This window comes from Brevundimonas sp. NPDC092305 (assembly GCF_044755415.1).
Taxonomy (GTDB): domain Bacteria; phylum Pseudomonadota; class Alphaproteobacteria; order Caulobacterales; family Caulobacteraceae; genus Brevundimonas.
On record NZ_JBIVQY010000001.1, the window covers coordinates 1,137,732 to 1,161,509 of the forward strand.

General features: G+C 67.4%; 25 protein-coding genes. 13 read left to right on the forward strand and 12 right to left on the reverse strand.

Going from position 1 to position 23,778, the window contains the following annotated elements; all coding sequences use genetic code 11:
- The first annotated feature begins 66 nt into the window (after positions 1-66).
- Both ACIQC9_RS05665 and ACIQC9_RS05670 read left to right on the forward strand, forming a co-directional pair.
- On the forward strand, positions 67-558 hold the full coding sequence (locus ACIQC9_RS05665) for a pentapeptide repeat-containing protein (protein ID WP_400613296.1): 492 nt from the start codon (positions 67-69) through the stop codon (positions 556-558).
- A gap of 74 nt (positions 559-632) precedes the next feature.
- Complete coding sequence (locus tag ACIQC9_RS05670; RefSeq protein WP_400613298.1) at positions 633-1,538, forward strand: pentapeptide repeat-containing protein; 906 nt, start codon at positions 633-635, stop codon at positions 1,536-1,538.
- 50 nt (positions 1,539-1,588) lie between these two features.
- On the opposite strand, the gene aspS is transcribed toward ACIQC9_RS05670, so the two are convergent.
- Entirely contained in the window at positions 1,589-3,418 is a 1,830-nt protein-coding gene (gene aspS, locus ACIQC9_RS05675; RefSeq protein WP_400613301.1) for an aspartate--tRNA ligase, read from the reverse strand.
- A 314-nt stretch (positions 3,419-3,732) separates the two neighbouring features.
- Here aspS and ACIQC9_RS05680 point away from each other — a divergent pair, with 314 nt between their 5' ends.
- Both ACIQC9_RS05680 and ACIQC9_RS05685 read left to right on the forward strand, forming a co-directional pair.
- Positions 3,733-4,407 (forward strand): chromosomal replication initiator DnaA, encoded by a 675-nt coding sequence (locus ACIQC9_RS05680; RefSeq protein WP_400613303.1) that lies wholly within the window; start codon positions 3,733-3,735, stop codon positions 4,405-4,407.
- 133 nt (positions 4,408-4,540) lie between these two features.
- Positions 4,541-4,999: an RcnB family protein gene (locus tag ACIQC9_RS05685; protein ID WP_400613305.1), complete on the forward strand. Its 459-nt coding sequence runs from the start codon at positions 4,541-4,543 to the stop codon at positions 4,997-4,999.
- Between the two features lie 91 nt (positions 5,000-5,090).
- Here the strand turns inward: ACIQC9_RS05685 and gatB are convergent, their stop codons facing one another.
- The 6 genes from gatB to ACIQC9_RS05715 are packed head-to-tail and all read right to left on the reverse strand — an operon-like array spanning position 5,091 to position 10,535.
- Positions 5,091-6,587: an Asp-tRNA(Asn)/Glu-tRNA(Gln) amidotransferase subunit GatB gene (gene gatB / locus ACIQC9_RS05690; protein ID WP_400613307.1), complete on the reverse strand. Its 1,497-nt coding sequence runs from the start codon at positions 6,585-6,587 to the stop codon at positions 5,091-5,093.
- Complete coding sequence (locus ACIQC9_RS05695) at positions 6,584-7,555, reverse strand: DUF2806 domain-containing protein (protein WP_400613309.1); 972 nt, start codon at positions 7,553-7,555, stop codon at positions 6,584-6,586. The genes gatB and ACIQC9_RS05695 overlap by 4 nt, the downstream gene beginning before the upstream one ends.
- On the reverse strand, positions 7,552-9,030 hold the full coding sequence (gene gatA, locus ACIQC9_RS05700; protein ID WP_400613312.1) for an Asp-tRNA(Asn)/Glu-tRNA(Gln) amidotransferase subunit GatA: 1,479 nt from the start codon (positions 9,028-9,030) through the stop codon (positions 7,552-7,554). Before gatA ends, ACIQC9_RS05695 begins: the two co-directional genes overlap by 4 nt.
- Positions 9,031-9,033: 3 nt before the next feature.
- Positions 9,034-9,321 (reverse strand): Asp-tRNA(Asn)/Glu-tRNA(Gln) amidotransferase subunit GatC, encoded by a 288-nt coding sequence (gatC, locus tag ACIQC9_RS05705; RefSeq protein WP_400613314.1) that lies wholly within the window; start codon positions 9,319-9,321, stop codon positions 9,034-9,036.
- 57 nt (positions 9,322-9,378) lie between these two features.
- On the reverse strand, positions 9,379-9,993 hold the full coding sequence (locus tag ACIQC9_RS05710; protein WP_400613316.1) for a class I SAM-dependent methyltransferase: 615 nt from the start codon (positions 9,991-9,993) through the stop codon (positions 9,379-9,381).
- The gene (locus ACIQC9_RS05715; RefSeq protein WP_400613318.1) at positions 9,990-10,535 is read right to left on the reverse strand and encodes a hypothetical protein; all 546 of its coding nucleotides are present in this window, start codon (positions 10,533-10,535) and stop codon (positions 9,990-9,992) included. The genes ACIQC9_RS05710 and ACIQC9_RS05715 overlap by 4 nt, the downstream gene beginning before the upstream one ends.
- Before the next feature lie 69 nt (positions 10,536-10,604).
- Here ACIQC9_RS05715 and ruvX point away from each other — a divergent pair, with 69 nt between their 5' ends.
- From ruvX to dprA, 6 genes are all read left to right on the forward strand, one after another.
- Entirely contained in the window at positions 10,605-11,069 is a 465-nt protein-coding gene (ruvX, locus tag ACIQC9_RS05720) for a Holliday junction resolvase RuvX (protein WP_400613320.1), read from the forward strand.
- Positions 11,070-11,993 (forward strand): AEC family transporter, encoded by a 924-nt coding sequence (locus ACIQC9_RS05725; RefSeq protein ID WP_400613322.1) that lies wholly within the window; start codon positions 11,070-11,072, stop codon positions 11,991-11,993.
- Between the two features lie 23 nt (positions 11,994-12,016).
- Positions 12,017-13,000, forward strand: coding sequence for an aspartate carbamoyltransferase catalytic subunit (locus ACIQC9_RS05730; RefSeq protein ID WP_400613323.1), 984 nt, complete (start codon positions 12,017-12,019; stop codon positions 12,998-13,000).
- Positions 12,997-14,283, forward strand: coding sequence for a dihydroorotase (gene pyrC / locus ACIQC9_RS05735; protein ID WP_400613326.1), 1,287 nt, complete (start codon positions 12,997-12,999; stop codon positions 14,281-14,283). The genes ACIQC9_RS05730 and pyrC overlap by 4 nt, the downstream gene beginning before the upstream one ends.
- Before the next feature lie 64 nt (positions 14,284-14,347).
- On the forward strand, positions 14,348-14,986 hold the full coding sequence (gene plsY / locus ACIQC9_RS05740) for a glycerol-3-phosphate 1-O-acyltransferase PlsY (RefSeq protein WP_400613328.1): 639 nt from the start codon (positions 14,348-14,350) through the stop codon (positions 14,984-14,986).
- Positions 14,983-16,074, forward strand: a complete 1,092-nt coding sequence (dprA, locus tag ACIQC9_RS05745) for a DNA-processing protein DprA (RefSeq protein WP_400613331.1) — start codon at positions 14,983-14,985, stop codon at positions 16,072-16,074. The genes plsY and dprA overlap by 4 nt, the downstream gene beginning before the upstream one ends.
- On the opposite strand, the gene ACIQC9_RS05750 is transcribed toward dprA, so the two are convergent.
- A complete protein-coding gene (locus tag ACIQC9_RS05750) occupies positions 16,071-16,265 on the reverse strand; it encodes a hypothetical protein (protein ID WP_400613333.1) in 195 nt (64 codons plus the stop codon). The two genes, dprA and ACIQC9_RS05750, sit on opposite strands and share 4 nt — an antisense overlap.
- A gap of 155 nt (positions 16,266-16,420) precedes the next feature.
- Between ACIQC9_RS05750 and topA the strand changes: the two genes are divergently transcribed.
- Complete coding sequence (gene topA, locus ACIQC9_RS05755) at positions 16,421-19,036, forward strand: type I DNA topoisomerase (RefSeq protein ID WP_400613335.1); 2,616 nt, start codon at positions 16,421-16,423, stop codon at positions 19,034-19,036.
- Positions 19,037-19,166: 130 nt separating this feature from the next.
- On the opposite strand, the gene ACIQC9_RS05760 is transcribed toward topA, so the two are convergent.
- The 3 genes from ACIQC9_RS05760 to ACIQC9_RS05770 form a co-directional block, all read right to left on the reverse strand.
- A complete protein-coding gene (locus ACIQC9_RS05760) occupies positions 19,167-19,586 on the reverse strand; it encodes a molecular chaperone DnaJ (RefSeq protein ID WP_400613337.1) in 420 nt (139 codons plus the stop codon).
- A gap of 6 nt (positions 19,587-19,592) precedes the next feature.
- The gene (locus tag ACIQC9_RS05765) at positions 19,593-20,429 is read right to left on the reverse strand and encodes a division plane positioning ATPase MipZ (protein ID WP_400613340.1); all 837 of its coding nucleotides are present in this window, start codon (positions 20,427-20,429) and stop codon (positions 19,593-19,595) included.
- Between the two features lie 114 nt (positions 20,430-20,543).
- Positions 20,544-21,164 carry an SPOR domain-containing protein gene (locus ACIQC9_RS05770; RefSeq protein ID WP_400613342.1) on the reverse strand — a complete coding sequence of 207 codons (621 nt, stop codon included), beginning with the start codon at positions 21,162-21,164 and terminating at the stop codon, positions 20,544-20,546.
- Between the two features lie 62 nt (positions 21,165-21,226).
- Between ACIQC9_RS05770 and panC the strand changes: the two genes are divergently transcribed.
- Both panC and ACIQC9_RS05780 read left to right on the forward strand, forming a co-directional pair.
- On the forward strand, positions 21,227-22,084 hold the full coding sequence (panC, locus tag ACIQC9_RS05775; protein WP_400613344.1) for a pantoate--beta-alanine ligase: 858 nt from the start codon (positions 21,227-21,229) through the stop codon (positions 22,082-22,084).
- On the forward strand, positions 22,085-22,906 hold the full coding sequence (locus tag ACIQC9_RS05780) for an aminoglycoside phosphotransferase family protein (protein ID WP_400613346.1): 822 nt from the start codon (positions 22,085-22,087) through the stop codon (positions 22,904-22,906). It abuts the gene before it with no gap.
- Here the strand turns inward: ACIQC9_RS05780 and ACIQC9_RS05785 are convergent.
- The gene (locus ACIQC9_RS05785) at positions 22,903-23,661 is read right to left on the reverse strand and encodes a chorismate mutase (RefSeq protein ID WP_400613348.1); all 759 of its coding nucleotides are present in this window, start codon (positions 23,659-23,661) and stop codon (positions 22,903-22,905) included. The two genes, ACIQC9_RS05780 and ACIQC9_RS05785, sit on opposite strands and share 4 nt — an antisense overlap.
- Positions 23,662-23,778 lie beyond the last annotated feature (117 nt).

Below are 23,778 nucleotides of genomic sequence, written 5' to 3' on the forward strand. Positions count from 1 at the left end.
TTTCCCGGCTACGCTTCTGGCCTGCGTCTTGCACGTCCCGGCGCGGAATATCGGAGCCGTCTCGCCATGAAGCCCATCCTGACCGTCGTCGCCGCTGTGGCGATGCTTTCGGGCGCCCTGCCCGCCTCGGCGCAGAACGCCGGCCAGATCGCGCGCGTGCGCGGCGGTGCGAGCTGCTCCGGTTGCAACCTGTTCCAGGGCGATTTCTCCAGGCTGGAGCGCTCGGGTCTGAACCTGTCCGGCGCTCGCCTGCGTCAGGCCGACCTCAGCCTCAGCGTGATGAACCGCACGCGCTTCTCCAACGCCGACCTTCGGGACGTCGAGGCCTATGGCGGCGTCTTCTCCAGCTCCAGCTTCGCCGGCGCTAACCTGACCAACGCCAGCTTCGTCGGGGCGTATCTGGAGGGCGCGAACTTCTCGGGTGCGACGCTGACCGGAGCCAACTTTTCGGGCGCGTCGCTGGCGAGGGCGACCGGACTGACACAGGGCCGGCTGGATCGGGCCTGCGGCGACGAGGCGACACAGCTGCCGCGCGGCCTGCGCATCCGCCACTGCTAAGCTGCCGGACGCCTGCCTTCGACCTTACCGCGATTTAAGTAGGGTTGTTCGCTGATTGGAGGCATGACAGCAGCGTGACCCACGTCAGCAAAACGCTTCTCCGTCGCCTCGCCCCCGCCGCCTTCGTGGCCGGCGCGGCCCTGTGGGCGGCCGCTTCGCCGGCCTCGGCGGTCGAGCTGCGGCTGCAGCTTCAGGACCGGGATGTGGCCCGCACAGTGTCGCTGGGCGGCTCCTGCAATCGCTGCGAACTGTCGGGCCGCGACCTGAACGGCGCCGCCTTCCACGGCGCGACCTTCACTAACGCGACACTGGTCGGCGCCGAACTGCGCGGCGCGGAGCTGATGGGCTCGAACTTCTCCGGCAGCGACTTCCAGCGGGCCGATATGGACGGCGCCGAGATGGTCGGGGCCAACTTCACCGGCGCCAACTTCACCCGGGCCAGCATGTCCGGCGTTTCGGCGCCCGGCGCGCGGTTTATTCAGGCGCGGATGGAGCGAGCTGACCTGTCGGGCGCCGAGTTGACCGGCGCGAACATGAACGGCGCCAACCTGAATGAGGCGGACTTCTCCGGCGCCGAGGTCAATGGCGTGACGCTGGCCAATGTGTCGGCCCGGGGAACTGATTTCTCGGATGCCGAGATCGATGCTTCGAACCTTTCAAACGGAGACTTCCGCAGCGCGGACTTCACCAGCGCCAGCCTGAACGGATCGCGCCTGACAGGCGGCCGGTTCGCGGGCGCCGATTTCGAGGACGCCTCGCTGAACCGGGCCGATATCCGCGGCGCGGACCTGTCCGGCGCGCGCAATCTGACGCAGGATCAGGTCGGACGCGCCTGTGGCGACGCCAGCACCCGCCTTCCTCGCGGGCTGACGGCGCGGGTCTGTCGGGGAATGGTGAGCGTAAGGGTCGCGCCGCCGGCGCCCCCTGCCCCTCCGGTCCCGCCCCGGGTCCGGAACTTCGCCATCGCGAGCAACCGATAAGCAAAAGGCCCCGTCAGCGACGGGGCCTTTTTCCTTCCGGAGCCTGCCGATCAGACCTTGATCGGCATGGCGGTGCGGATGTGCACGTCCTTCAACTGGCGCTCGGCCGCCTCGGTCGGGGCGTTCATCAGAAGGTCCTCGCCCTGCTGGTTCAGCGGGAAGGCGATGACCTCGCGGATGGCGACCTGATTGGCCAGCAACATCACGATACGGTCGATGCCGGGAGCGAGACCGCCGTGCGGCGGCGCGCCGTAGCGGAAGGCGTTCAACATGCCGCCGAACTGCTCCTCGACCACCGAGGCGTCGTAGCCGGCGATCTCGAAGGCCTTGAGCATGATCTCGGCCTTGTGATTCCGGATCGCGCCCGAGCACAGCTCATAGCCGTTGCAGACGATGTCGTACTGGTAGGCGCGGATGGTCAGCGGGTCCTGCGTCTCCAGCGCCTCAAGCCCGCCCTGCGGCATCGAGAAGGGGTTGTGGCTGAAGTCGACCTTCTTCTCCTCCTCCGACCATTCGAACATCGGGAAGTCGACGATCCAGCAGAATTTGAACTGGTTCTCGTCGATCAGCTTCAGCTCGGTGGCGACGCGGGTGCGGGCCGCCCCGGCGAACTTGGCGAAGACCGACGGCAGGCCGGCGGCGAAGAAGGCGGCGTCGCCTTTGCCGAGACCCAGAGACGTCATCAGGGCGTCGGTGGCCTCGCCCAGGTTCTTGGCGATCGGGCCGCCCCAGGCGTTGTTGTCGTCGGACCAGAAGATGTAGCCGAGGCCCGGCTGGCCTTCGCCCTGGGCCCAGGAGTTCATCCGGTCGCAGAAGGCGCGGCTGCCGCCGGTCGGGGCCGGGATGGCCCAGACAGCGTTCTTCTCGTCCGCGCCGAGGATCTTGTTGAACAGGCCGAAACCGCCGTCGCGGAAGTAGTCCGAGACGTCCTGCATCTTGATGGGGTTGCGGGTGTCCGGCTTGTCGGTGCCGTACCACTTCATCGACTGTTCGTAGGTCAGGCGTTCGAAGCCGGCGTGCTCCAGCGTCTGGCCGAAATCGTTGGTGAAGGTGTGGGTTCCATCGATCGGCGAGACCGGTTTGCCTTCGGCGAACTCCTCGAACACGCCGTGCATGACGGGTTCGATGGCGGCGAAGACGTCTTCCTGGGTGACGAAGCTCATCTCGACGTCGAGCTGGTAGAATTCCAGCGACCGGTCGGCGCGCAGGTCTTCGTCGCGGAAACAGGGCGCGATCTGGAAATAGCGGTCGAAGCCCGAGACCATGAGCAGCTGTTTGAACTGCTGCGGGGCCTGCGGCAGGGCGTAGAACTTGCCCGGGTGCAGGCGCGACGGAACGAGGAAGTCGCGCGCGCCCTCGGGGCTGGAGGCCGTCAGGATCGGCGTCTGGTACTCGAGGAAGCCCTGACCGACCATGCGCTGGCGGATCGAGGAGATGACGCGCGAACGCAGGACGATGTTCTTGTGCAGGGTCTCGCGACGCAGGTCGAGGTACCGGTGCTTGAGGCGCAGCTCCTCGGGATACTCGGGCTCGCCGAAGACCGGCAGCGGCAGTTCGGCGGCCTCGGACAGCACCTCGACGCCATTGACGCGGATCTCGATCTCGCCGGTCGGCAGGTTGGCGTTCACGACCGAGGCGTCGCGGGCGATCACCTCGCCGTCCACCCGGATCACGCTCTCGGCGCGCAGGCGCTCGACGGCTTCGAAGCCCGGCGTCTCGGGGTGCAGGACCAGCTGGGTCAGGCCGTAATGATCGCGCAGGTCGATGAACAGCAGGCCGCCGTGGTCGCGCTTGCGGTGGACCCAGCCGGACAGACGGACGTTCGCGCCGGCATCGGTCAAACGGAGGGCGCCGCAGGTGTGGGAGCGGTAGGCGTGCATGGTCGGTTCGTCTTGAGAAAACTGGCCGCGGACGGCGGAATTCGGGAGCGCGTAGGGCGCATCATCGCCTCCGAAAGTCAAGGCTGGAGCCGCTCTGGCCGGATGATCCGGACTGCCGAAAACACCGTCCGAAGCGTCCGATGCGTCCGGATCGTCCGGATGACCTCGTCACGTCCGATCCCTACCATCCTCAGGCTCTACACGATCGGTGCGTCAGGATCGGACGTATGCGGTCCACAGGCGTCGCCGTTCCGTCCACGGACGAACGGGTCGGATGCGTGGTCAAGGCCCTGTATCTGCTATGGTGAACGGCGATGACCGACCGCCCCGCCCCGCCCGCGCAGATGCGCCTTCCGCTGCAGAGCGACCTGCCGCAGGACGCCGTGGGGTTTGTGGTGTCCGACAGCAATCGGGCGGCTGTGGAGGCGCTGGCCGACTGGCCGAACCTTATCGGCGGCGTCATGGCCCTGTGCGGGCCCGCGGGCAGCGGCAAGAGCCGTCTGGCGCGGGCATGGGCCGAACGGGTCGGCGCGATAGCTCTGGACGGCGTCGAGGCGACCCTGGTCGATCCGCTGGATCTGGAAGGCCGCCCCGTGCTGCTGGACCGGGCGATGGATGTCGACGACGAGACCCTGTTCCACCTGATCAATCTGGCGCAGGCGCCGGGCGGGGCCCTGCTGATGGTGTCGCGGCCGGCGCCCAGCGCATGGCAGGTCGAGCTGCCGGACCTGCGCTCGCGGCTGGACGCGGTGATCAGCGTGCCGGTCGAAGCCCCCGACGACGCCGTTCTGGCGGCGATGCTGGAGGCCCGCTTCGCCGAGCGCGGCATCCGGCCGTCGCGGGATGTCATCCCCTATCTGCTGCGCCGGATCGATCGCTCGGCCGCTGCCGCCGAGGCCGTGGTGGCGCGGCTCGACGCCCTGCACCGCCCGGTGACCAGGACCCTCGCCCGTGAGGCGCTGGAAGACGATATCGACGACCTCGACTGAGCCGGACCGTGCGTCCTTCCCTTAACGGGCTGTTCAGCATGGGTTCATGGCGCGGGGATCAGCTTCATCTTCAAGGCGGGCCTGTCGCGACTCCGCGCCTGCGGCCCGCGACTCCAGACGTAGGAGACGTGTGATGAAGAAGATGATGATGATCGGCGCTCTGGCGATGGCGGCCCTGACGGCCGTTCCGTCGATCGCCGCCGCCCAGTCCCGGCATGGCGGCGACCGTGACCGTGACGGTCGATATGAGCGGTGGGAACGTCGTTCGGACCACAACCGCCATGACGGCGGTCGCTACACCAACCGCGAACGCTACAACGACTATCGCCGCGGCCAGCGTGACCAGTGGCGTGACCGTCGCGAGTATCGCCACTATCCGCGCGGAAACGCCTATGGATATTACCAGCAGCCCCGTCGCTGGTATCGCGGGGCCGTGATTCCGCGGGATTACCGCCGCAGCTGGTATGTGGATGACTACCGCCGCTATGGCTGGGGCGCCCCGCCGCGCGGCTACGGCTACTATCGCACCGACACCGGCGACATCGTGCTGGCGGCCCTCGCCACCGGCGTGATCCTGTCGCTGCTGGATTAAACCTCTCTCTCGAGGGTGAGGCCCATAGAAGGCCAGAGGCCCGCCCGGATCGCTCCGGGCGGGCCTTTTCGTCCGTCAGAACTCGCGGGCTTCAGAGACCCAGCCTGGCCTTCAGGATGTCGTTCACCGCGGCGGGGTTGGCCTTGCCGCCGGTCGCCTTCATGACCTGACCGACGAACCAGCCGATGGCCTGGGGCTTCTCGGCGACCGCGGCGGCCTTGTCAGGGTTGGCGGCGATGATGTCATCGACGGCCTTCTCAATCGCGCCCGTGTCCGTGACCTGTTTCAGGCCGTGCTTCTCGACGACCTCGGCGGGCGAACCCTCGCCGTTCCACACGTGGTCGAAGACCTCCTTGGCGATCTTCGACGAGATGACGTCGGTCTCGATCAGTTCGACCAGCTGCGCCACATGGGCGGCCGGAAGGGTGTTCTCGCTGAAGTCCTTGCCCTCGGCGGTCAGGCGGGCCGAAACCTCGTTGGTCACCCAGTTGGAGACCAGCTTGGCGTCGCGGCCTTTCGCGGCGGCTTCGAAGAAGTCCGCCTTGGCCTGTTCCGAAATCAGGACGACCGCGTCGTACTGCGACAGGACGTAGTGGGCCATCAGGCGGCGGCGCTTCTCGTCCGGCAGTTCGGGCAGGTTGGCCTTGATGTCGTCGATCCACGCCTGTTCCAGCTCAAGCGGAAGCAGGTCGGGGTCAGGGAAGTAGCGATAGTCCATCGCCTCTTCCTTGGACCGCATCGAGCGGGTTTCGCCCGCCGTCGGGTCGTACAGGCGCGTTTCCTGATCGATCTTGCCGCCGTCCTCGAGGATCTCGATCTGGCGGCGCGCCTCGTACTGGATCGCCTGGCTGATAAAGCGGAACGAGTTGACGTTCTTGATCTCGCAGCGCGTTCCCAGATGACTGAAGTCGCCGGTCGCCTTGAACTTCTCGTACTGGCCGACGCGGCAGACCGAGACGTTCACGTCGGCGCGCAGGTTGCCCTTCTCCATGTCGCCGTCGCAGGTGCCCAGATACATCAGGATGGTCCTGATCTTCTTGACGTAAGCCACGGCCTGATCGGGCGAACGTATGTCCGGACGCGACACGATCTCCATCAGGGCCGTGCCCGCGCGGTTCAGGTCGACATAGCTTTCGGTCGGCGACAGATCGTGGATCAGCTTGCCCGCGTCCTGTTCCAGATGCAGGCGCTCGATGCCGACGTTGAAGAAGCTGCCGTCCTCGGCCTCCACCTCGACGACGCCTTCGCCCACGATCGGGAAGTAGAGCTGGCTGATCTGATAGCCGGTGGGCAGGTCAGGGTAGAAATAGTTCTTTCGGTCAAACTGGCTGCGGCGGTTGATCTGCGCCTTCAGGCCCAGACCGGTCTTCACCGCCTGCTCGACACAGTGGCCATTCAGGGTCGGCAGCATGCCGGGGAAGCCGGCGTCGACAAGAGACACCTGCTCGTTAGGCCCGGCGCCGAAGCCGACGGCGGCGCCGGAGAACAGCTTGGCCTTCGACGCCACCTGGGCGTGGATCTCCAGCCCCATGACGAGTTCCCAAGGGCCGGTGCGGCCCTCGATGATGTAAGAGCTGGCTTCAGTCATGCTGGTTTCGTCCACAGTACATCTCGGCTTCCTCCGTCACATGGGTCCCACTCGACGCGGCTCAAATTCAGACGAGAGATTCTTTTACTCACACTGACGCCAGTGTCTCGATCGGGTGATCCCGGGAGAATTTGCATAACCTCCCGCCCCACCTCAGTGAGGTGAGCACAGGAGATATGCATTTTCGCATTCGGCGTGCCAAACAAGATCAGCTCACCTTGTCGGATGGTGACATACGCCGTGCCATCGTCATCAATAATGAACGACTTCATCAGGCCGCCGTGCGAAATCAGACCAGCTTGTTCACTTAGAAATACATCCGCGTATTCGCTGTCGGTGAGCGTTTCCGGCACATCGACCGCATCATGATCGAACACTCTCAGCGCCATTCTTTCAAACGCATCAGCCGTCTTTTTATCAAGCTCAGACATAAACCTGATTGTGCGCAGCGAGAATGAGCCAAATCTAACAATCTCTTTGGCTAATACTTGACCCCAAAGCTCACGCATCCGTTCGGACGATGCATCTTCGGCATAACGTGTGAACACATTCAGCCAATCTGGATCAAGCTCTCCATGAGGCGACGAGTCTTGCTCTTGGCGAACATACTCCGGAATGGACGCGACGGCGTTCTGAGCGACAGCCTCACGGTTCTGTTGGAGTCTCGCAGCTCTTGGGAGCCAAGCGGACATCGCTCGCTCTGCAAGCTCGGCTTCGTCACCGATCCGCTGCCCGACACTGGTCGCGAGACTTTGCGAGACGTGATCTTCAGCCGCTGTTCTAGAACGAATTCGGTGAGTAAACCGCTCAAAGTAAGCAACTGGAATATCGGCGGCACCTGCCACTAATTGCGAGATCGCCTTGCCTGCTGGACCAAGAAGTAGCTGGGGTAGATTTGCTTCAGCTAGAACTTTTTCGACCCAACTTGAGGACGCGTCCGGAACCAGATCGCGCTTTTCCTCGGTCACCACCACTTCTCCGGCTTAGCGACAAATCCGGCAGCGTCTTCCAGCGCGCTGGCGACCTGAAACACGGTCGCTTCGTCCAGCGCCTTGCCGATGACCTGAAGGCCCAGCGGCAGGCCGCCGGAGTCCACGCCTGCCGGCACCGAGATGCCCGGAAGGCCGGCGAGGTTGGCGGTCACGGTGAAGATGTCGTTCAGGTACATCTGCAGCGGATCGATCTGCTTGTCGCCCAGCGCGAAAGCGGCCGATGGCGTCGACGGCGTCAGGATGGCGTCGACCTTGTCCCAGACGGCGTCAAAGTCCTGTGCGATACGGCGGCGGACCTTCAGGGCCTTCACATAATAGGCGTCATAGAAACCGGCCGAGAGGACGTAGGCCCCGATGGTCAGGCGGCGCTGGACCTCCTTGCCGAAGCCCTCGGCGCGCGAGGTCTCATAGAGGTCGGTGAGGGACTTCGTGTCCGACGCCCGGTGACCGAAGCGCATGCCGTCGTAACGCGCGAGGTTCGAGGACGCCTCGGCCGGAGCGACGATATAGTAGGTCGGCAGGGCGTATTTTGTGTGCGGCAGGCTGATCTCGACGATCTCCGCGCCGCCGGCCTTGAGCCACTGGACGCCCTGGTCCCACAGCGCCTGAATCTCGGCGGGCATGCCGTCGACGACGTATTCCTTCGGCACGCCGATGCGCAGGCCCTTCACACCCTTGTTCAGGGATCGGGTCCAGTCGGGCGTGTCGATGTCGAGGCTGGTGGAGTCCTTCGGGTCGAACGAGCACATCGAGCGCAGCAGGATGGCGGCGTCCTCGACCGTCTTCGTGATCGGGCCGGCCTGATCCAGCGAGCTGGCGAAGGCGACCATGCCGAAGCGGCTGGCGCGGCCGTAGGTGGGCTTGATGCCGACGGTGCCGGTGAAGGCGGCCGGCTGACGGATCGAACCGCCGGTGTCGGAGGCCGTTGCGGCGAGGCAGAGGTCGCCGGCGACGGCCGAGGCGGAGCCGCCAGAGCTGCCGCCGGGCGTCAGGTCAGCGTTGGAAGTCTTTGACTTCCATGGGTTCTTCACCGGACCATAGGCGCTGGTCTCGTTCGACGAGCCCATCGCGAACTCGTCCATATTCAGCTTGCCGAGCATGACCGCGCCGTCGCGCCACAGGTTGGCGGTGACGGTGGACTCATAGGGCGGTACGAAGCCGCGCAGCATGTTGGAGCCGGCGGTCGTCTGGACACCGTCGGTGCAGAACAGGTCCTTGATGCCCAGCGGCGCGCCTTCCAGCGCCCCGCCCTCGCCTTTCGCGATGCGGGCGTCGGACGCGCGGGCCATGTCCAGCGCCTTGTCCGTGGTCTGGACGACATAGGCGTTCAGGGTCGGGTTGGCGGCGTCGATGTTGGCGACGAAGGCCCTTGTGATTTCCTCTGACGAGAAGTCGCGGGCCTTGAGGCCGTCCAGCGCGTCCTTGAGGGTCAGTTTGGTCAGGTCGGACATGATCTACTCGACCACCTTGGGCACGACATAGAAGCCGTCGGCGGATTTCGGCGCATTGGACAGTACGGCCTCGACCTTGGCGCCGTCGGCGACGACGTCGTCGCGCAGGCGCAGGGGCTGCGACACGTTGGAGGTCATGGGCTCGACGCCCTGGATGTCGACCTCGTCCAGCTGCTCGACCCAGGCGAGGATGCCGTTCAGTTCCTGAGCGAGCGGCTCCAGCCGGTCCTCGGGGGTCTTGATACGGGCGAGGTGCGCCACCCGGCGCACGGTCGCGGCGTCGATGGCCATGCGGCCCTCCAGCAACGAAATCGGAAGGGGCGGGAATAGCGGGCCGGGCCCTGAATCTCAAGAACGGCGCGCGATGACGGTGATCCAGTCGGCCTCGCGACCATGAAAGAGCCAACTCTTCTCGATGACGAGACCGTTCCGCGCCAGACAGTCGGCCATCTCCGCCTCACGCCAGCGCACGACCTGATAGCTGCCCTCCGCATCGACAGAGACGTGTTCGCCCTCTCCTTCCTGATAGGACATCAGCAGGGTTCCGCCGGGGCGGAGGGCCTGTGCGATCCGGCCGATCACGCCATCGACCAGTGCCCGCCCGATGTGCTGGATGACGTAGAGGGCCACGAGGCCGTCCCATGGGCCTCCGGGATCGTCGGCGATGAGGTCGAGCCGATGCACGGTGTGACCGCGCTCCTGCTGGACGGCGATGAAGCCTTCGGACAGGTCGGTTCTGCGGACATTCAGGCCCGCCGCCTCGAGCCGATCGGCGTCCCAGCCGGGCCCGGACCCCACCTCCAGCACCCGGCCGGCGGGTCCAACCGAAGCGATCAGGGCATTGAGGGCTTCGCGGTGGTCCGCCGTCGGCGCGTGATCGGTTTCCGCCGCGTAGCTGGCGGCGGAGGCGTCATAGCCCGCGATGGTGGCGCGGTTTAGCGCAAGCGGATCGGAAGCGGTCATCTGGCCGGCGTGACCGTGATCGAGGCGGGGCCGTCTTCATCGCCGAACGACGCCCAGCGGACGATCATGCGACGCGTGCGGCTGCCGATTTCGCCGGTCTCGCTTTGGAGCACGCTCTCAGTGACTTCGAGATCGACGCGACCCGGGCTTTCGGACAAGACTCGATAGTCGAGAAAATCCCCGATCCGGAAGACGGTCCAGCCGTCGGCAGAGCTTCGAAAGAAGGCGATGTGGCTGTTGAGGCCGTTCATGGCGGGGTTGCCACCCGCAAGGCCGAACAGCTTGACCGTGCGCTGACCCTGCCGGGTCAGGGGATCAACTCGGACCACCCACGCGGCGGTCTGGACGGTATCGTCCTGCTGGGCGGCGATCGTCTCGGCCGGGCCGGTCGCCACCAACGCCGTGGACTGGGCCTGAGCCTTGAGGGGCGCGGTCGCTGCGGTGGGGCGGGCGGCCGGAGCGACAGGCTTGGCCGGCTTGCCCGCAGGCTGATCGCACGCGGCGAGAGCGAGGAGCGAGAGGATCAGGGGCGTCGGTTTCATCGGTGCTCCTTATGGATCGATGCCCAGTCTGGCTTTGACAGGGCGAACGGTCAGCCCTACCGCCGGGCTGTGACCATACTGACCCTCGAAGAGCTGTCCGCCCAGACCCCGCCCGGCACGCCGTGGCTGGGGCTGGATCTGGGCGAAAAGACCATCGGGGTCGCGGCATCCGACGCAACGCGCATGATCGCCAGTCCGCTGCAGCTGATCCGCAAGACGAAGTTCACGCAGGACGCCGAGGCGGTGCTGAAGCTGATGGACGGGCGCAAGGCGTCGGGGCTGGTGATCGGCCTGCCGCTGAACATGGACGGGACCGAGGGGCCGCGGGCGCAGTCGTGCCGGGCCTTCGCACGAAACCTGCAGCGGCTGCGCGCCGTGCCCTGTGCGTTTCAGGACGAGAGGCTGTCGACGACGGCGGTGGAACGGTTCCTGATCGACGAACTGGACCTGACCCGCAAACGCCGCGCGAACGTGGTCGACCGGACGGCCGCCGCCTGGATCCTGCAGGGCGCGCTTGATCGGCTGAGGCCGTAGGTGGTCGCCCTGCTTGCCGGCGTCCTGCCGGTCTTCGTGCTGATCGCCATCGGCTACGGACTGCGGAAGTCCGACTTCCTGCCGGATGCGACGTGGCGGCCTATCGAGAAGCTGTCGATCCACATCCTCTATCCGGGCTTTCTGATCCCGGCGATCTGGCAGGCGGACATTTCCGGCGGCGGGGCGGGCGCGGCAGGGGCGGCGTCGGTGACCAGCGTGGTTATTATCGCGACGCTGACCCTGGCGCTGAAGCCGCTGATGAAGCTGGACGGCCCCGCCTATACATCCGTGTTCCAGGGCGCGATCCGGTGGAACAGCTTCGTCTTCCTGCCGGTGATCCAGTCGGTCTACGGCCCGGACGGACTGGCGCTGGCGGCGGTGGTGATCGCGGCGATGATCCCGGTGACCAACATCCTTTGCGTGATCGTGCTGGTGCGCTGGGGCGCGGATCAGCGGGCGATGTCTCCGTGGTCGCTGACGAAGGCCATTCTTTCCAACCCGATCCTGTTGGCCTGCCTTATCGGTCTGGCCCTGAACCTGCTGAAGGTCCCTCGCCTGCCCGGCATCTGGGAGACGCTGGAGCTGCTGGGCGGGGCGGCGCTGCCGCTGGGCCTGATCGTGGCCGGCGCAGGGCTGAGCTTCGCCGAGGTGGCGCGGCGCAAGGCGACAATCTCGCTGGTCAGCTTCGTGAAGCTGGTGATCACCCCGCCGCTGATGTGGGGTCTGTGCATCCTGTACGGCGGCGGCGAGGTCGCGCAGGGAATCGCCCTGCTTTGCGGGGCCGCGCCCGGCGCGGCGGCCAGCTATATGCTGGCGCGGCAGATGGGCGGGGACGCGCCCTTGATGGCCGGGATCGTGGCGCTGACCACGGTCGGAAGCGCGATCAGTATTCCCATTCTGCTGGCGGTGTTTCATTTGGCGTGAGCAGCGACTATAGCCGGGCTTCGATGAGCCAGCCCGACAGACTCACCGAAATCATCGAAGAGCGGCTGGCGCCGTTCCCGCGCGATCATTTCCTTTCCGCAGGCGATCTGAACGCCGCCACGGTCCCGCCGTTGCTGGATCTGGCCGACGCCTTCGTCGACTTCAATCGCCAGTCCGCCAAGTCGCTCGACCTGATGCGCGGGCGAACGGTGATGAACCTGTTCTTCGAGAACTCAACGCGGACCAGCGCCTCATTCGAGATCGCGGCCCGGCGGCTGGGCGCCGATGTGACGGCGCTGAGCCCGCGCACCTCGTCGGTGGCCAAGGGCGAGACCCTGATCGACACGGCGGCGACGCTGAACGCCATGAAGCCGGACGTTCTGGTCGTGCGCCACTCGGCGTCGGGGGCGGCGGCGCTGCTGTCACAGAAGGTCGGCTGTGCGGTCGTCAATGCGGGCGACGGGCGGCACGAGCACCCGACGCAGGCGCTGCTGGACCTGCTCAGCCTCAGGCGGGCGTTCGGCAATGTGACCAGCCTGACCGTCGCGATCTGCGGCGACATCGGCCACAGCCGGGTGGCGCGGTCGAACGTGGCGCTGCTGTCGATGATGGGCGCGCGGGTGCGGCTGATCGGGCCGCCGACGCTGGTGCCGGGCGATGCCGATCGCTGGGGCTGCGAGGTCTTCCATGACATGAAGGAAGGGCTGGCGGGATGCGACGTGGTGATGATGCTCCGGCTGCAGCTCGAGCGGATGGAGGGCGCGCTGGTGCCGTCCACGCGGGAGTATTTCCGCTTCTGGGGACTGGACCGCGAGAAGCTGTCGTGGGCCAAACCGGGGGCGAAGGTGATGCACCCGGGGCCGATGAACCGCGGCGTGGAAATCGATTCCGATGTGGCCGACGACCTGACCGTGTCGCTGATCCAGGACCAGGTCGAGATGGGCGTGGCGGCGCGGATGGCGGTGCTGGCGTCCCTGTCGATGCGACGCGAGGGAGAGGCGGCATGAGCGCTCTCGCCATCATCAACGCGCGCATTCTGGACCCGGCGACGAACGCGGATTTCACCGGCGCCTGCCTGATCGAGAACGGCCTGATCGTCGAGCTGAATCGGGGAACCGGCTGGTCCGCGCCGGACGGGGTCGAGGTCATCGACGCGCAAGGACTATGCCTCGCTCCCGGCCTGATCGACATCCGGGTCAAGACCGGCGAACCGGGCGCGGAGCCCAAGGAAACGCTGAAGTCGGCCAGTCTGTCGGCGGCGGCGGGCGGGGTGACGACGATAGTCATCCAGCCGGACACCGATCCCGCCATCGACGACCCGGCGATGATCGAGTTCATCCAGCGGCGCGGCGCGGCGCTGGGGCTGGTCAACGTCCGGGCGGCCGGCGCGGCGACCAAGGGGCGAGATGGCCAGCGGATGGCCGAGATCGGCCTGATGGACGAGGCGGGCGCGCTCTATTTCACCGACGGCGACAAGGTCATCGCCAACAGCCGCACCCTGCAGCGGGTCATGAGCTATGCGGCCGCGTTCAACGCCCTGATCGCCTGCCGCCCCGCCGATCCGTGGCTGAGCGAAGGCGCCGTGGCGACGTCGGGCGAACTGGCGGCACGGCTGGGCCTGTCGGCCGCGCCGGCCATCGCCGAGCGTATCCAGCTGGAGCGGGACCTCGCCCTGGTCGAACAGACGGGCGCGCGCTTCCTCGTCGACCAGATTTCGACGGAGGGCGCTCTCGAGACCTTGGCCCGGGCCCGCGCGAAGGGGCTGGAGGTCGCCGCCTCGGTGTCGATCAATCACCTGTGCTTCAACGAAATCGACATCGGCGACTACCGGACCTTCTACCGGCTGGACCCGCCGCTGCGCGCCGAGAGCGACCGGCAGGCGCTGATAGAGGCGGTGCGCGACGGCCTGATCGACGCCATCACCAGCGCCCATGCCCCCGCCCCGGCCGAGGACAAGCGCCGGCCGTTCGCCGAGGCGACGCCGGGCGCGATCGGGCTGGAGACCCTGCTGCCGGCAGCGCTGACCCTGCATCATCAGGACGGGCTTGAGCTTCTGGATATCCTGCGGCCCCTGACGGAGGGACCGGCGACCCTGCTCGGCCTCGACGCAGGTCGGCTGGCCGCAGGCGCCCCGGCGGACCTGATCCTGTTCGATCCGGGCGCCCCGGTGGTGGTCGATGCCGAGCGGCTACACTCGAAATCCAAGAACTCGCCGTTCGACGGACGACGGTTGCAGGGCAAGGTCATCCGGACCTTCGTCGGCGGGCGAACAGTCCATGAAATCGGGTAACGGACGGCTGGTTGAGACGACCGGCGCCATGCTAGACACGCATCGGCTGTTTCGGGGAATTTGAGTGCAGGATCTGGTCGCGCCCGCTTTAGGCACGCTCGCGCTGGTCGCGGTCGGCGGATACCTGCTGGGCTCGATTCCTTTCGGCGTGATCCTGACCCGCCTGGGCGGGGCCGGAGACGTGCGCAGCATCGGTTCCGGCAATATCGGCGCGACCAATGTGCTGCGGACCGGCCGCAAGGATCTGGCCTTTGCGACGCTGATCCTCGACGCCGGCAAGGGTGCGGTCGCCCTGCTGATCGCGCGGCATCTGTTCAACAGCGAGGTCGCGGGCGCCATCGCGGGCGGAGCGGCCTTTCTGGGCCACCTGTTCCCCGTCTGGCTGGGGTTCAAGGGCGGCAAGGGCGTGGCGACCTTCTTTGGCCTGCTGATCGCGGCGGCGTGGCCGCTGGGACTGATGGCCGGTGCGACGTGGATCCTGACGGCGGCGTTGTTCCGTATCTCGTCACTGGGGGCGCTGGTCGCCTCGGCGGCGGCGATCGTCTACGCCCTGCTGCCCGTCCCGGCGCTGGGCCTGCCGGTCGCGCAGCCGGTTCTGGTGCTGGCCATCTTCACGGCGGCGCTGATCTGGGTCAGGCACCATGAGAATATCGCCCGCCTGCTGAAGGGCGCCGAGCCGCGCATCGGGGCGAAGAAGGCTTGAGCCCCGCCGGGCCGCTGCCGGATGCGGAGCGGTTCGCCCGTCTCAGGCTGGCGCGTACCGACAAGATCGGCCCTGTCACGTTTAAACAGCTGCTGGATCGGTTCGGTTCGGCCACGCGGGCCATCGACGCCCTGCCCGATCTGATCCGGCGCGGCGGTCAGGGCCATTCCCTTCCGCCGGTCGAGCGGATCGAGGCGGAGCTGGAGGCCGGCGGCCGTCTGGGCGCGCGTCTGATCCTTCTGGGCGATGCGGACTATCCCGCCAACCTCGCCGCCGTGGATCCGCCACCGCCCCTGTTGTGGACTCTCGGCGACGCTGCCCTGATGGCACGGCCCTGCATCGGCGTGGTCGGCGCGCGCATCGCGTCGGCGGGCGGACAGCGAATCGCCCGCGGTCTGGCGCAGCAACTGGGCGAGGCCGGCCATGTCGTCGTGTCAGGACTTGCGCGCGGCATCGACGGGGCGGCCCATGCCGGAGCCCTGCCAACGGGAACCGTCGCCGTGCTGGGCGGCGGGGTCGACGACGTCTATCCGCCGGACAACGCCGACCTGTACCGCCAGATCGTCGAGCAGGGCTGCGTGGTGTCGGAAAGCCCCGTGGGCCATCGCGCGCAGGCGAAGGACTTCCCGCGCCGCAACCGCATCATCTCGGGCCTGTCGCGCGGCGTGATCGTGGTGGAAGCAGAGCTGCGGTCAGGCTCGTTGATCACCGCCCGGCTGGCCGCCGAACAGGGCCGCGATGTCTTCGCCGTACCGGGCTCGCCGCTGGACCCGCGCTCAAGGGGACCGAACGAACTGCTCCGACAGGGCGCGATTCTCTGCGAGGGGCTGGAGGATGTGGAGCGCGCCTTCACGACCCTCAGAACCCTGCGAGAGCCGGAGATGGACAATCCGTTCGCAGGCGCGCCGGACGATATCGACGAGCCCCTGATCGAACAGGTCGCGGCCCTGCTGTCGCCGACCCCGACGCCGCGCGACGAACTGGCCCGCGCGCTGGGCGTGCCGATCGGCATGGTGGCGGCGGCGCTGCTGGAACTTGATCTGGCCGGTCGCGCGACGCTGCTGCCCGGCGGGCTGGCGTCGAGCTAGGCCGGGCGGCGGGCCATCTGGGAGGCGAGATCGAGGGCCTGGGCCAGCAGGGGATCGCCCTCCTCGCGCGCCATGCCGGCCAGTTCGGCAGACATGGCCGCGACGTACTCCCGCACAGGATAGGTCGACAGATCGGGGGTAGCGGGCACTGGCTCGACGGAAGATGCGGTCGCAGAACTCCGACGGGCCATGGCTCGCTCCTCACGCGTAACGGACAACAACTTATAAGGGATATAGACAGCCAACACTACCTTTACGCTGCGCAAAATCACCAGCGATTGACAGCGGCGCTTGCGCCAACCACGTTCCCGGCCCTTCTCGCGCCCTTCCAAGGCCCCCTCCCCGCATGAACCTCGTCGTCGTCGAGAGCCCCGCAAAGGCCAAGACCATCAACAAATATCTGGGCCCGGACTTCACCGTCCTGGCGTCCTATGGTCACGTCCGCGACCTGCCGTCGAAGGACGGCTCGGTTCTGCCCGACGACGACTTCGCCATGTCGTGGGAGGTCGACGCCAAGGCGTCCAAGCGGCTGAGCGAGATCGCCGAGATCGCAAAGAAATCCGACCGCATCATCCTGGCCACCGACCCGGATCGCGAGGGTGAGGCGATCAGCTGGCACGTGCTGGAGGTGTTGACCAAGAAGAAGGCGGTCAAGGACGCGACCGTCCAGCGGGTCACCTTCAACGCCATCACCAAATCGGCCGTGCTGGAGGCCATGGCCGCGCCGCGCGACATCGATATGGAACTGGTCGAGGCTTACCTCGCCCGCCGCGCGCTGGACTATCTGGTGGGCTTCACCTTGTCGCCCGTGCTGTGGCGCAAGCTGCCGGGCGCGCGTTCGGCCGGCCGGGTGCAGTCGGTCGCCCTGCGCATCGTCGTCGATCGCGAGATGGAGATCGAGAAGTTCAAGGCGCAGGAATACTGGTCCGTTGAGGCCGACATGGCCGCCGACAGCCCGCCCTTCACCGCCCGACTGGTCAAGCACGCCGGCAAGCGGGTGCAGCGTCTCGACATCACCTCGGAAGCCATGGCGACGGCGGCGCGCGAGGCGATCAATGCGGCGACCTTCACCATCAGTTCGGTCGAGAAGAAGCCGGTCAAGCGCGCGCCCAGCCCGCCCTTCATGACCTCGACCCTGCAGCAGGAAGCCTCGCGCAAGCTGGGCTTCACCGCCCAGCGGACGATGCAAGCGGCGCAGAAACTGTACGAGGGTGTCGACGATCAGGGCGGTCTGATCACCTATATGCGGACCGACGGCCTGTTCGTCAGTCCGGAAGGGATCGCGCAGGCCCGCGAGGTCATCGGCGAGCGGTTCGGGCCAGCCTACGTTCCGTCGGAACCCAGATATTACAAGACGAAAGCCAAGAACGCTCAGGAAGCGCACGAAGCGATCCGACCGACGAACATGGCCCGGGCGCCCGAGACCCTGCGTCTCGAAGGGGACCTGCAGCGGCTATACGAACTCATCTGGAAGCGGACGATCGCCAGCCAGATGGAGTCCGCGCGTCTGGACCGCACCACGGTCGAGATCGAGGAGCCGACCGGCCAGACCGCCCTGCGCGCGACCGGTCAGGTCGTGGCCTTCGACGGCTTCATCGCCGTCTATGAAGAGGGCCGCGACGAGAAGCCCCGCGGCGAAGGCGACGAGGACGACGACACCACCCGGCTGCCCGCGCTGAAGGAAGGCGCCGTGGCCAAGGTGGATGCGATCCGCACCGATCAGCACTTCACCGAGCCGCCCCCGCGCTATTCGGAAGCGACGCTGGTCAAGAAGCTGGAAGAGCTGGGGATCGGCCGCCCGTCGACCTACGCCTCGATCCTGACGACCCTGCGCGACCGCGAATATGTGCGGACGGACAAGAACCGCTTCTATCCCGAGGACAAGGGACGGCTGGTCACGGCCTTCCTCGAGCAGTTCTTCGCCAAATGGGTGGAGTATGACTTCACCGCGGCGCTGGAGACCCGACTGGACGAGGTGTCGGCCGGCAATCTGAACTGGAAGGTGCTGCTGCGCGAATTCTGGTCCGACTTCCATGTCGCGACGCAGGCGGCGGGCGAGCTGCGCACCACGGCGATCCTCGACGCGCTGAACGAGTCACTGGGGCCGCACATCTTCCCGCAGAAGGAAGACGGCTCGGATCCGCGCGAATGCCCGCTGTGCCATCAGGGTCAGTTGAGCCTGAAGACCAGCCGGTTCGGCGCCTTCATCGGCTGCTCGCGCTATCCGGAGTGCAAGTACACGCGGCCGGTGGCCTCGCCGGACGCGGCCGAGGGCGGTGCGGACGGCGGCGATCGGGAGCTGGGCGTCGATCCGGCGACCGGCCAGCCGGTGCAGCTGAAGATCGGGCGGTTCGGGCCCTATGTAGAGACCACTCCGCCCGGCGAGGAGAAGCCCAAGCGGTCGTCCCTGCCCAAGGGCTGGTCGCCGGCGTCGCTGTCGCTGGAGCAGGCCCTGCGCCTGTTGGCCTTGCCGCGCGAGGTCGGGGTTCACCCGGAAGATGGGAAGATGATCACGGCGGGTCTCGGCCGCTACGGCCCCTTCGTGCAGCACGCGGGGACCTACGCCAATGTCTCTGACATTGATGAAGTTTTTGAAGTCGGGCTGAACCGCGCCGTCGCTCTGCTGGCCGAGAAGCGCGCCGGTCGTCCGGGACGCGGGTCGGCGGTCGCACCGTTGAAGGAGCTGGGCGAGCATCCCGACGACAAGGCTCCGGTTCATGTCATGGCCGGTCGCTTCGGGCCCTATGTGAAGTGGGGCAAGGTCAATGCGACCATCCCGAAGGGCACGGCGCCCGAGGACATGACGCTGGAGGCGGCGCTGCCGCTGCTGGCGGAGCGCGCGGCGAAGGCTCCGGCAGCGAAGGCCAGGAAGGCTCCCGCGAAGAAGGCGGCGGCCAAAAAGCCGGCGGCGAAGAAGGCTCCGGCGAAGAAAGCGCCTGCCAAAAAGAAGGCGGCGGAATAACAGACCGCGGCATCCTCGGGCTTGACCCGAGGATCAGACGCTGTGTCGGGCTGAGCGATTCATGGCCAGGCGCTCAGGCGCGGACAACCCGATCCTCGGGTCAAGCCCGAGGATGACGGCGGCGTAGAGACTATCGCTTCAGCAAATGATCCCGCGCGGCGTTGAGGCGGGAGGCGAGGCCCTGCGTGCCGCCCTGATCGGGGTGGGCGCGGGCCATCAGGCGTTTCCAGGCGGCGTTGATCTCTCGCGTCGTGGCGTTGGCGGGAACGCCCAGGACCGAGCGCGCCTCGCTGTCGGTCATGCCTTCCGCCCGGGGCGCGACCGTGCGCTGGCGAGAGGCGACGGTCAGATACAGTCCGGCGGAGACCAGTGCGCCGCCGAGGATCCACGAGCCTCGAAACGCCGCCAGCGCGCCGCCCGCCATCAACACGGCGCTGAAAAGGGTGGCGGTGATGCGCCACTGGCCCCGGCGGGCGCCGTCGCCCTGCCGACCCAAGCGGACCAGCGCCCAGACGGCTATGGCTCCGAGGACGAGCCAGAGCGGGGACAAGACCGCCTACGCCGCCGCGTCGAGCGGGGCGTCGACGGCGGCGTCCAGACCGAGCGACTGCATCAGGCTGCGCAGCTCCTGACGGGCCGCGACGTGGGCCAGCGAGACGGCCACGGGGCGAATGTCGTTGGACAGGTCGGCGACCGTCAGGCCGAAGGGGAAGAGTTCGCGATAGATGACACGGTCGCGCAGGCCTGGCCCCATGCGGAAGCCGACCCGTTTGGCCAGCTTCTCAAGCCGTTCGTCCAGACGCTGGCGGTTGCGGGCCGCGGCGACCGCGAGGCGGTTGGTGACGACGATCCAGTCGATCTGGGCATGGCGGCCTTGCGTGATCGCGCGCTGCTTGCGGGCCTCCCAGACGCTCTCCGAGTAGATCGACGGCTTCTGCAGCTCCAGCGTCACAGGATCGACGGTGCCCAGCAGGTCGAAGTCGACGAAGCTGTCGTTCATCGGGGTGACGATCTGGTCGGCGAGGCCGTGGGCGGTGCGCGACAGCAGGGTGTCGCCGCCGGGGGTGTCGATCAGGATGACGTCGGCCGTATCCTTCGCCTCGGCGAAGGCCGCCTCGAAGCGGGCCAGTTGCTCGGCCTCGGTGGCCTTGGCCAGCGCCTTTCCGTCGCCCATGTCGGGCTCGACCGGATTCGGCAGGGTCTGGCCGTTGGCCTCGCACCAGACGATGCGGTTGGCGAAGAAGCGGGCCATCGAGCGCTGGCGCAGGTCCAGATCGATGATGGCGACGCGCTTGCCCGCGTGCAGCAGGGCGGTGGCGATGTGGATGGCCAGCGTGGACTTGCCCGCCCCGCCCTTCTCATTGCCGATGACGATGACCGTGGGGTCAGCCATGTGTTCCAAAACCTTCGAACGGCCGCCGACTCGAAACGCGCGGCCCGGGAGCGCCAGAGTCGCGTTCCCGGCAAGCGCCGTCAACGACGACCTGCGGTGAAGGTTGTGGACGGTCTATCTGGCCTGATGGCACCAGGGATCGTCGATCCCGGCCGCGGCGCACAGGGCGGCGGCTCCGGCGCCCGGCGCACGGGTCTTGAGGCGGACCAGACGGCGGCCGTTGACCTCGGCAGGCTCATATACCGGCGACAGTCCTTCCAGCGCCCATGCCGCGGGGCCGGACTTGAGGCGGTTCCAAGCGGCGCGGGCTGAGCCCTCGCTGGCGTAGGCGCCGAGCTGGACCAGACCGACGTCCTGCCGCAGCGGGAGAGAGGGCTCGTGGATCGCAGGACGCAGGACCGGCTCGGTGCTCATCTCCGCCTTAGCGCGCTGGATCACCGCCTCGGCGACAGCGGGCGCGGCGGCCTCGACCAGACGGGGCGCGGCGGCCCTGACCGAACCGGCGAGATCGCCGTCGCGGGCATCCCAGAGGGCATGCGGGGTCATGACCTCGACCTCGACGGCCGGGCGCAGGCCGGCCTCGCGGCTGGCCCGCGCGCCGTCCACGGGAATGGCCGCGATGCTCTCGGCCATCGATTCGAACTTGTGCGGGTCGTCCTGAACGAAGTTACAGGCCGACAGGCTCGCGGCGGCGAGGCTGGCAAGCACTGGACGGAGCAGCAGACGCGGCGTCATAAGCGCAACCCTAACCCATGCCGTTTGCCGCAGGGTTCACGAGCAAGGTTAATCTGTTGACCATGTCAGACGCCTCTCCCCTGCCCGTGGTCCGCACCGTCGCGGACCTGCGCGAGACCGTAAGCGACTGGCGGCGACAAGGGTTCACCGTCGGCTTCGTTCCGACGATGGGGGCGTTGCATGACGGCCACCTCGGCCTCGTACGCGAAGCCGGGCAGCGGGCGGACCGGGTCGTGGCCAGCGTGTTCGTCAATCCGACCCAGTTCGCGCCGCACGAGGATCTGGGCCGCTATCCGCGACAGGAGGCGAAGGACGCCGAACTGCTGGAGGGCGCCGGCTGCCACCTGCTTTTCGCTCCGTCGGTCGAGGGGATGTATCCTGCTGACGCCAGCACGACGATCACCGTGGCCGGGCCGTCGGAGGGGCTGGAAGGCGCCGCACGGCCGCAGATGTTCGGCGGTGTTGCGCTGGTGGTTTGCAAACTTTTTAATCAGGTACAGCCTGATCTTGCCGTCTTCGGCGAGAAGGACTGGCAGCAGTTGATGGTCGTGCGGCGGATGGTTCGCGACCTCGACATCCCGGTGGAGATCGTCGGCCTGCCGACGGCGCGCGACGGCTACGGTCTCGCCCTGTCCAGCCGCAACGCCTACCTGTCAGAGGCCGAACTGACGATCGCCCGACGGCTGAACGGGGTGCTGGCCGAGGCGGCGGCGGACGCGGCGCGGGGCCGGCCGGTTGCAGGGGTTGAAGCGGCCGCCAACAGCGCGCTGCTGACGGCCGGCTTCCAGTCCGTGGACTATGTCGTCGTGCGGCGGGCTGACGATCTGACCGCGTTCGAGGGCGTGGTCGACGGTCCTGCGAGGGTGTTGGCCGCGGCCTGGCTGGGCAAGACGCGGCTGATCGACAATATGGCGGTGTGAATGGCTGATGTCTTCGCGCCGTGGCTGGACAGATGGAGCCTGACCCGCGAGGGCCCCGAAATTCGCAGTCACGCGGGACATCTGCTTCCGGTTCGACGAGGCGACGAGGCCCTGATGCTCAAGGTCTCGGCCGAGGCCGACGAACGTGAAGCCTGGCGGCTGCTGGAATGGTGGGACGGCGATGGCGCCGTCAGACTGCTCGCACATGAAGGCGATGCGATCCTGATGCAGCGGGCGACCGGCTCGCGTGCGCTGGCCGATATGGCGCGAGCGGACCGGGATAACGAGGTGACTGCCATACTGTGCGCCGCGCTGACCGCGCTACACCGGCCACGTGGCGCTCCACCGCCCGCGGGCCTTGTACCACTGGAGGAGAATTTTGCGCAGCTCTGGCCGGCGGCGAGAACCTTTGGCGGTTCACTGGCGGCTGCGGCCACGACCGCGCGGAGACTGTTGAACGATCAGCAAGAGGTTCGCCCCCTGCACGGCGACCTGCACCACGACAACGTTCTGGATTTTGGCTCGCAAGGATGGCTGGCCATCGATCCGAAGCGACTGATCGGCGACCGCGCGTTCGACTACGCCAACATCTTCACCAATCCCGACCTTTCAGACCCGACAAGACCCGTGGCTACGCGGCCGGGCGTCTTCGAGCGTCGGCTGGAGATCGTGCAGGCGCTCTCGGGTCTGAAGCGAGAGCGCCTGCTGGACTGGATCGTCGCGTGGACCGCCCTGTCGGCGGCCTGGTATCTGGGCGACGATGATCCTGTCGCCGGAATCGACCTTGCGATCCTCGACAAGGCTCTCAAGGCGCGAGGTTAGCCGATCGCGCCCACACAGCCTTCCGCGCCGCCGACCGGCAGGACGGCGTCGGTCAGGGACAGGGTCCAGCCGTGGCTGGTGTCGAGGCCCCGGCGGCGGATGCCGGCGCCGTCGCCCGCGTCGCCGCCGACGTCGACGATGACGCGGCGACCGTTCGGCAGGGCGGCGGGATCGATCTTGCCGACGGCCAGCGCGGTCGGCGTCTCGCCGCCGAAGCCGTCGAAAACGCTGAGCGACGACCATTCCCGACGCAGTCCCAGCCACCAGTCGCTGCCGGCGTTAACGGCGAGGACGGCGACGCCGTGGCCCTCGGCGGCCCATTTCAGCGCGGCCTGCGGATCACGGACCGAGCGCATGTCGGCGGCGGCGCCGAAACGCTGGCGGGCGCCGTCGAAGGCGCGGGTCGGTTCGATCGGCGACCAGACCTGAACCTTCATGCGGCCCTGTCGAGCGAGGCCCCAGCCGACGATCTGCCGCCACAGGCTTTCGACCGCCTCGCGGTTCTCGGGCCGCGTCTGGGACAGCACGCGGTCGAGGACGGTCTGTTCGCGGTCGGGGCGCAGCTTCACGTGCGGTCCGTGAGGCGCGTCCTTGGCGAGGCCGACGCGGGCGGCGATGGAGAGGCGCCTCTGGAACAGGGCGAGCAGCTGGTCGTCCAGATCGTCGATTTCGTGGCGGAGGGCGGCCAGCGCCATTTGTTCAGGCGACAGGTCCACGGGTTCAGGCCAGATCTGTTGAAGGTTGGAATGGGGCACGGGAGAGAGCTTTCGGATTTCGATACGACTTGAGGATTTTGCGAGCCGCCGCCCCCAGCGGGACGGTCGCCGGCGAGGCCGTCAGGTCGATGCCCGACGCCTCAGCCGGCGTATCGA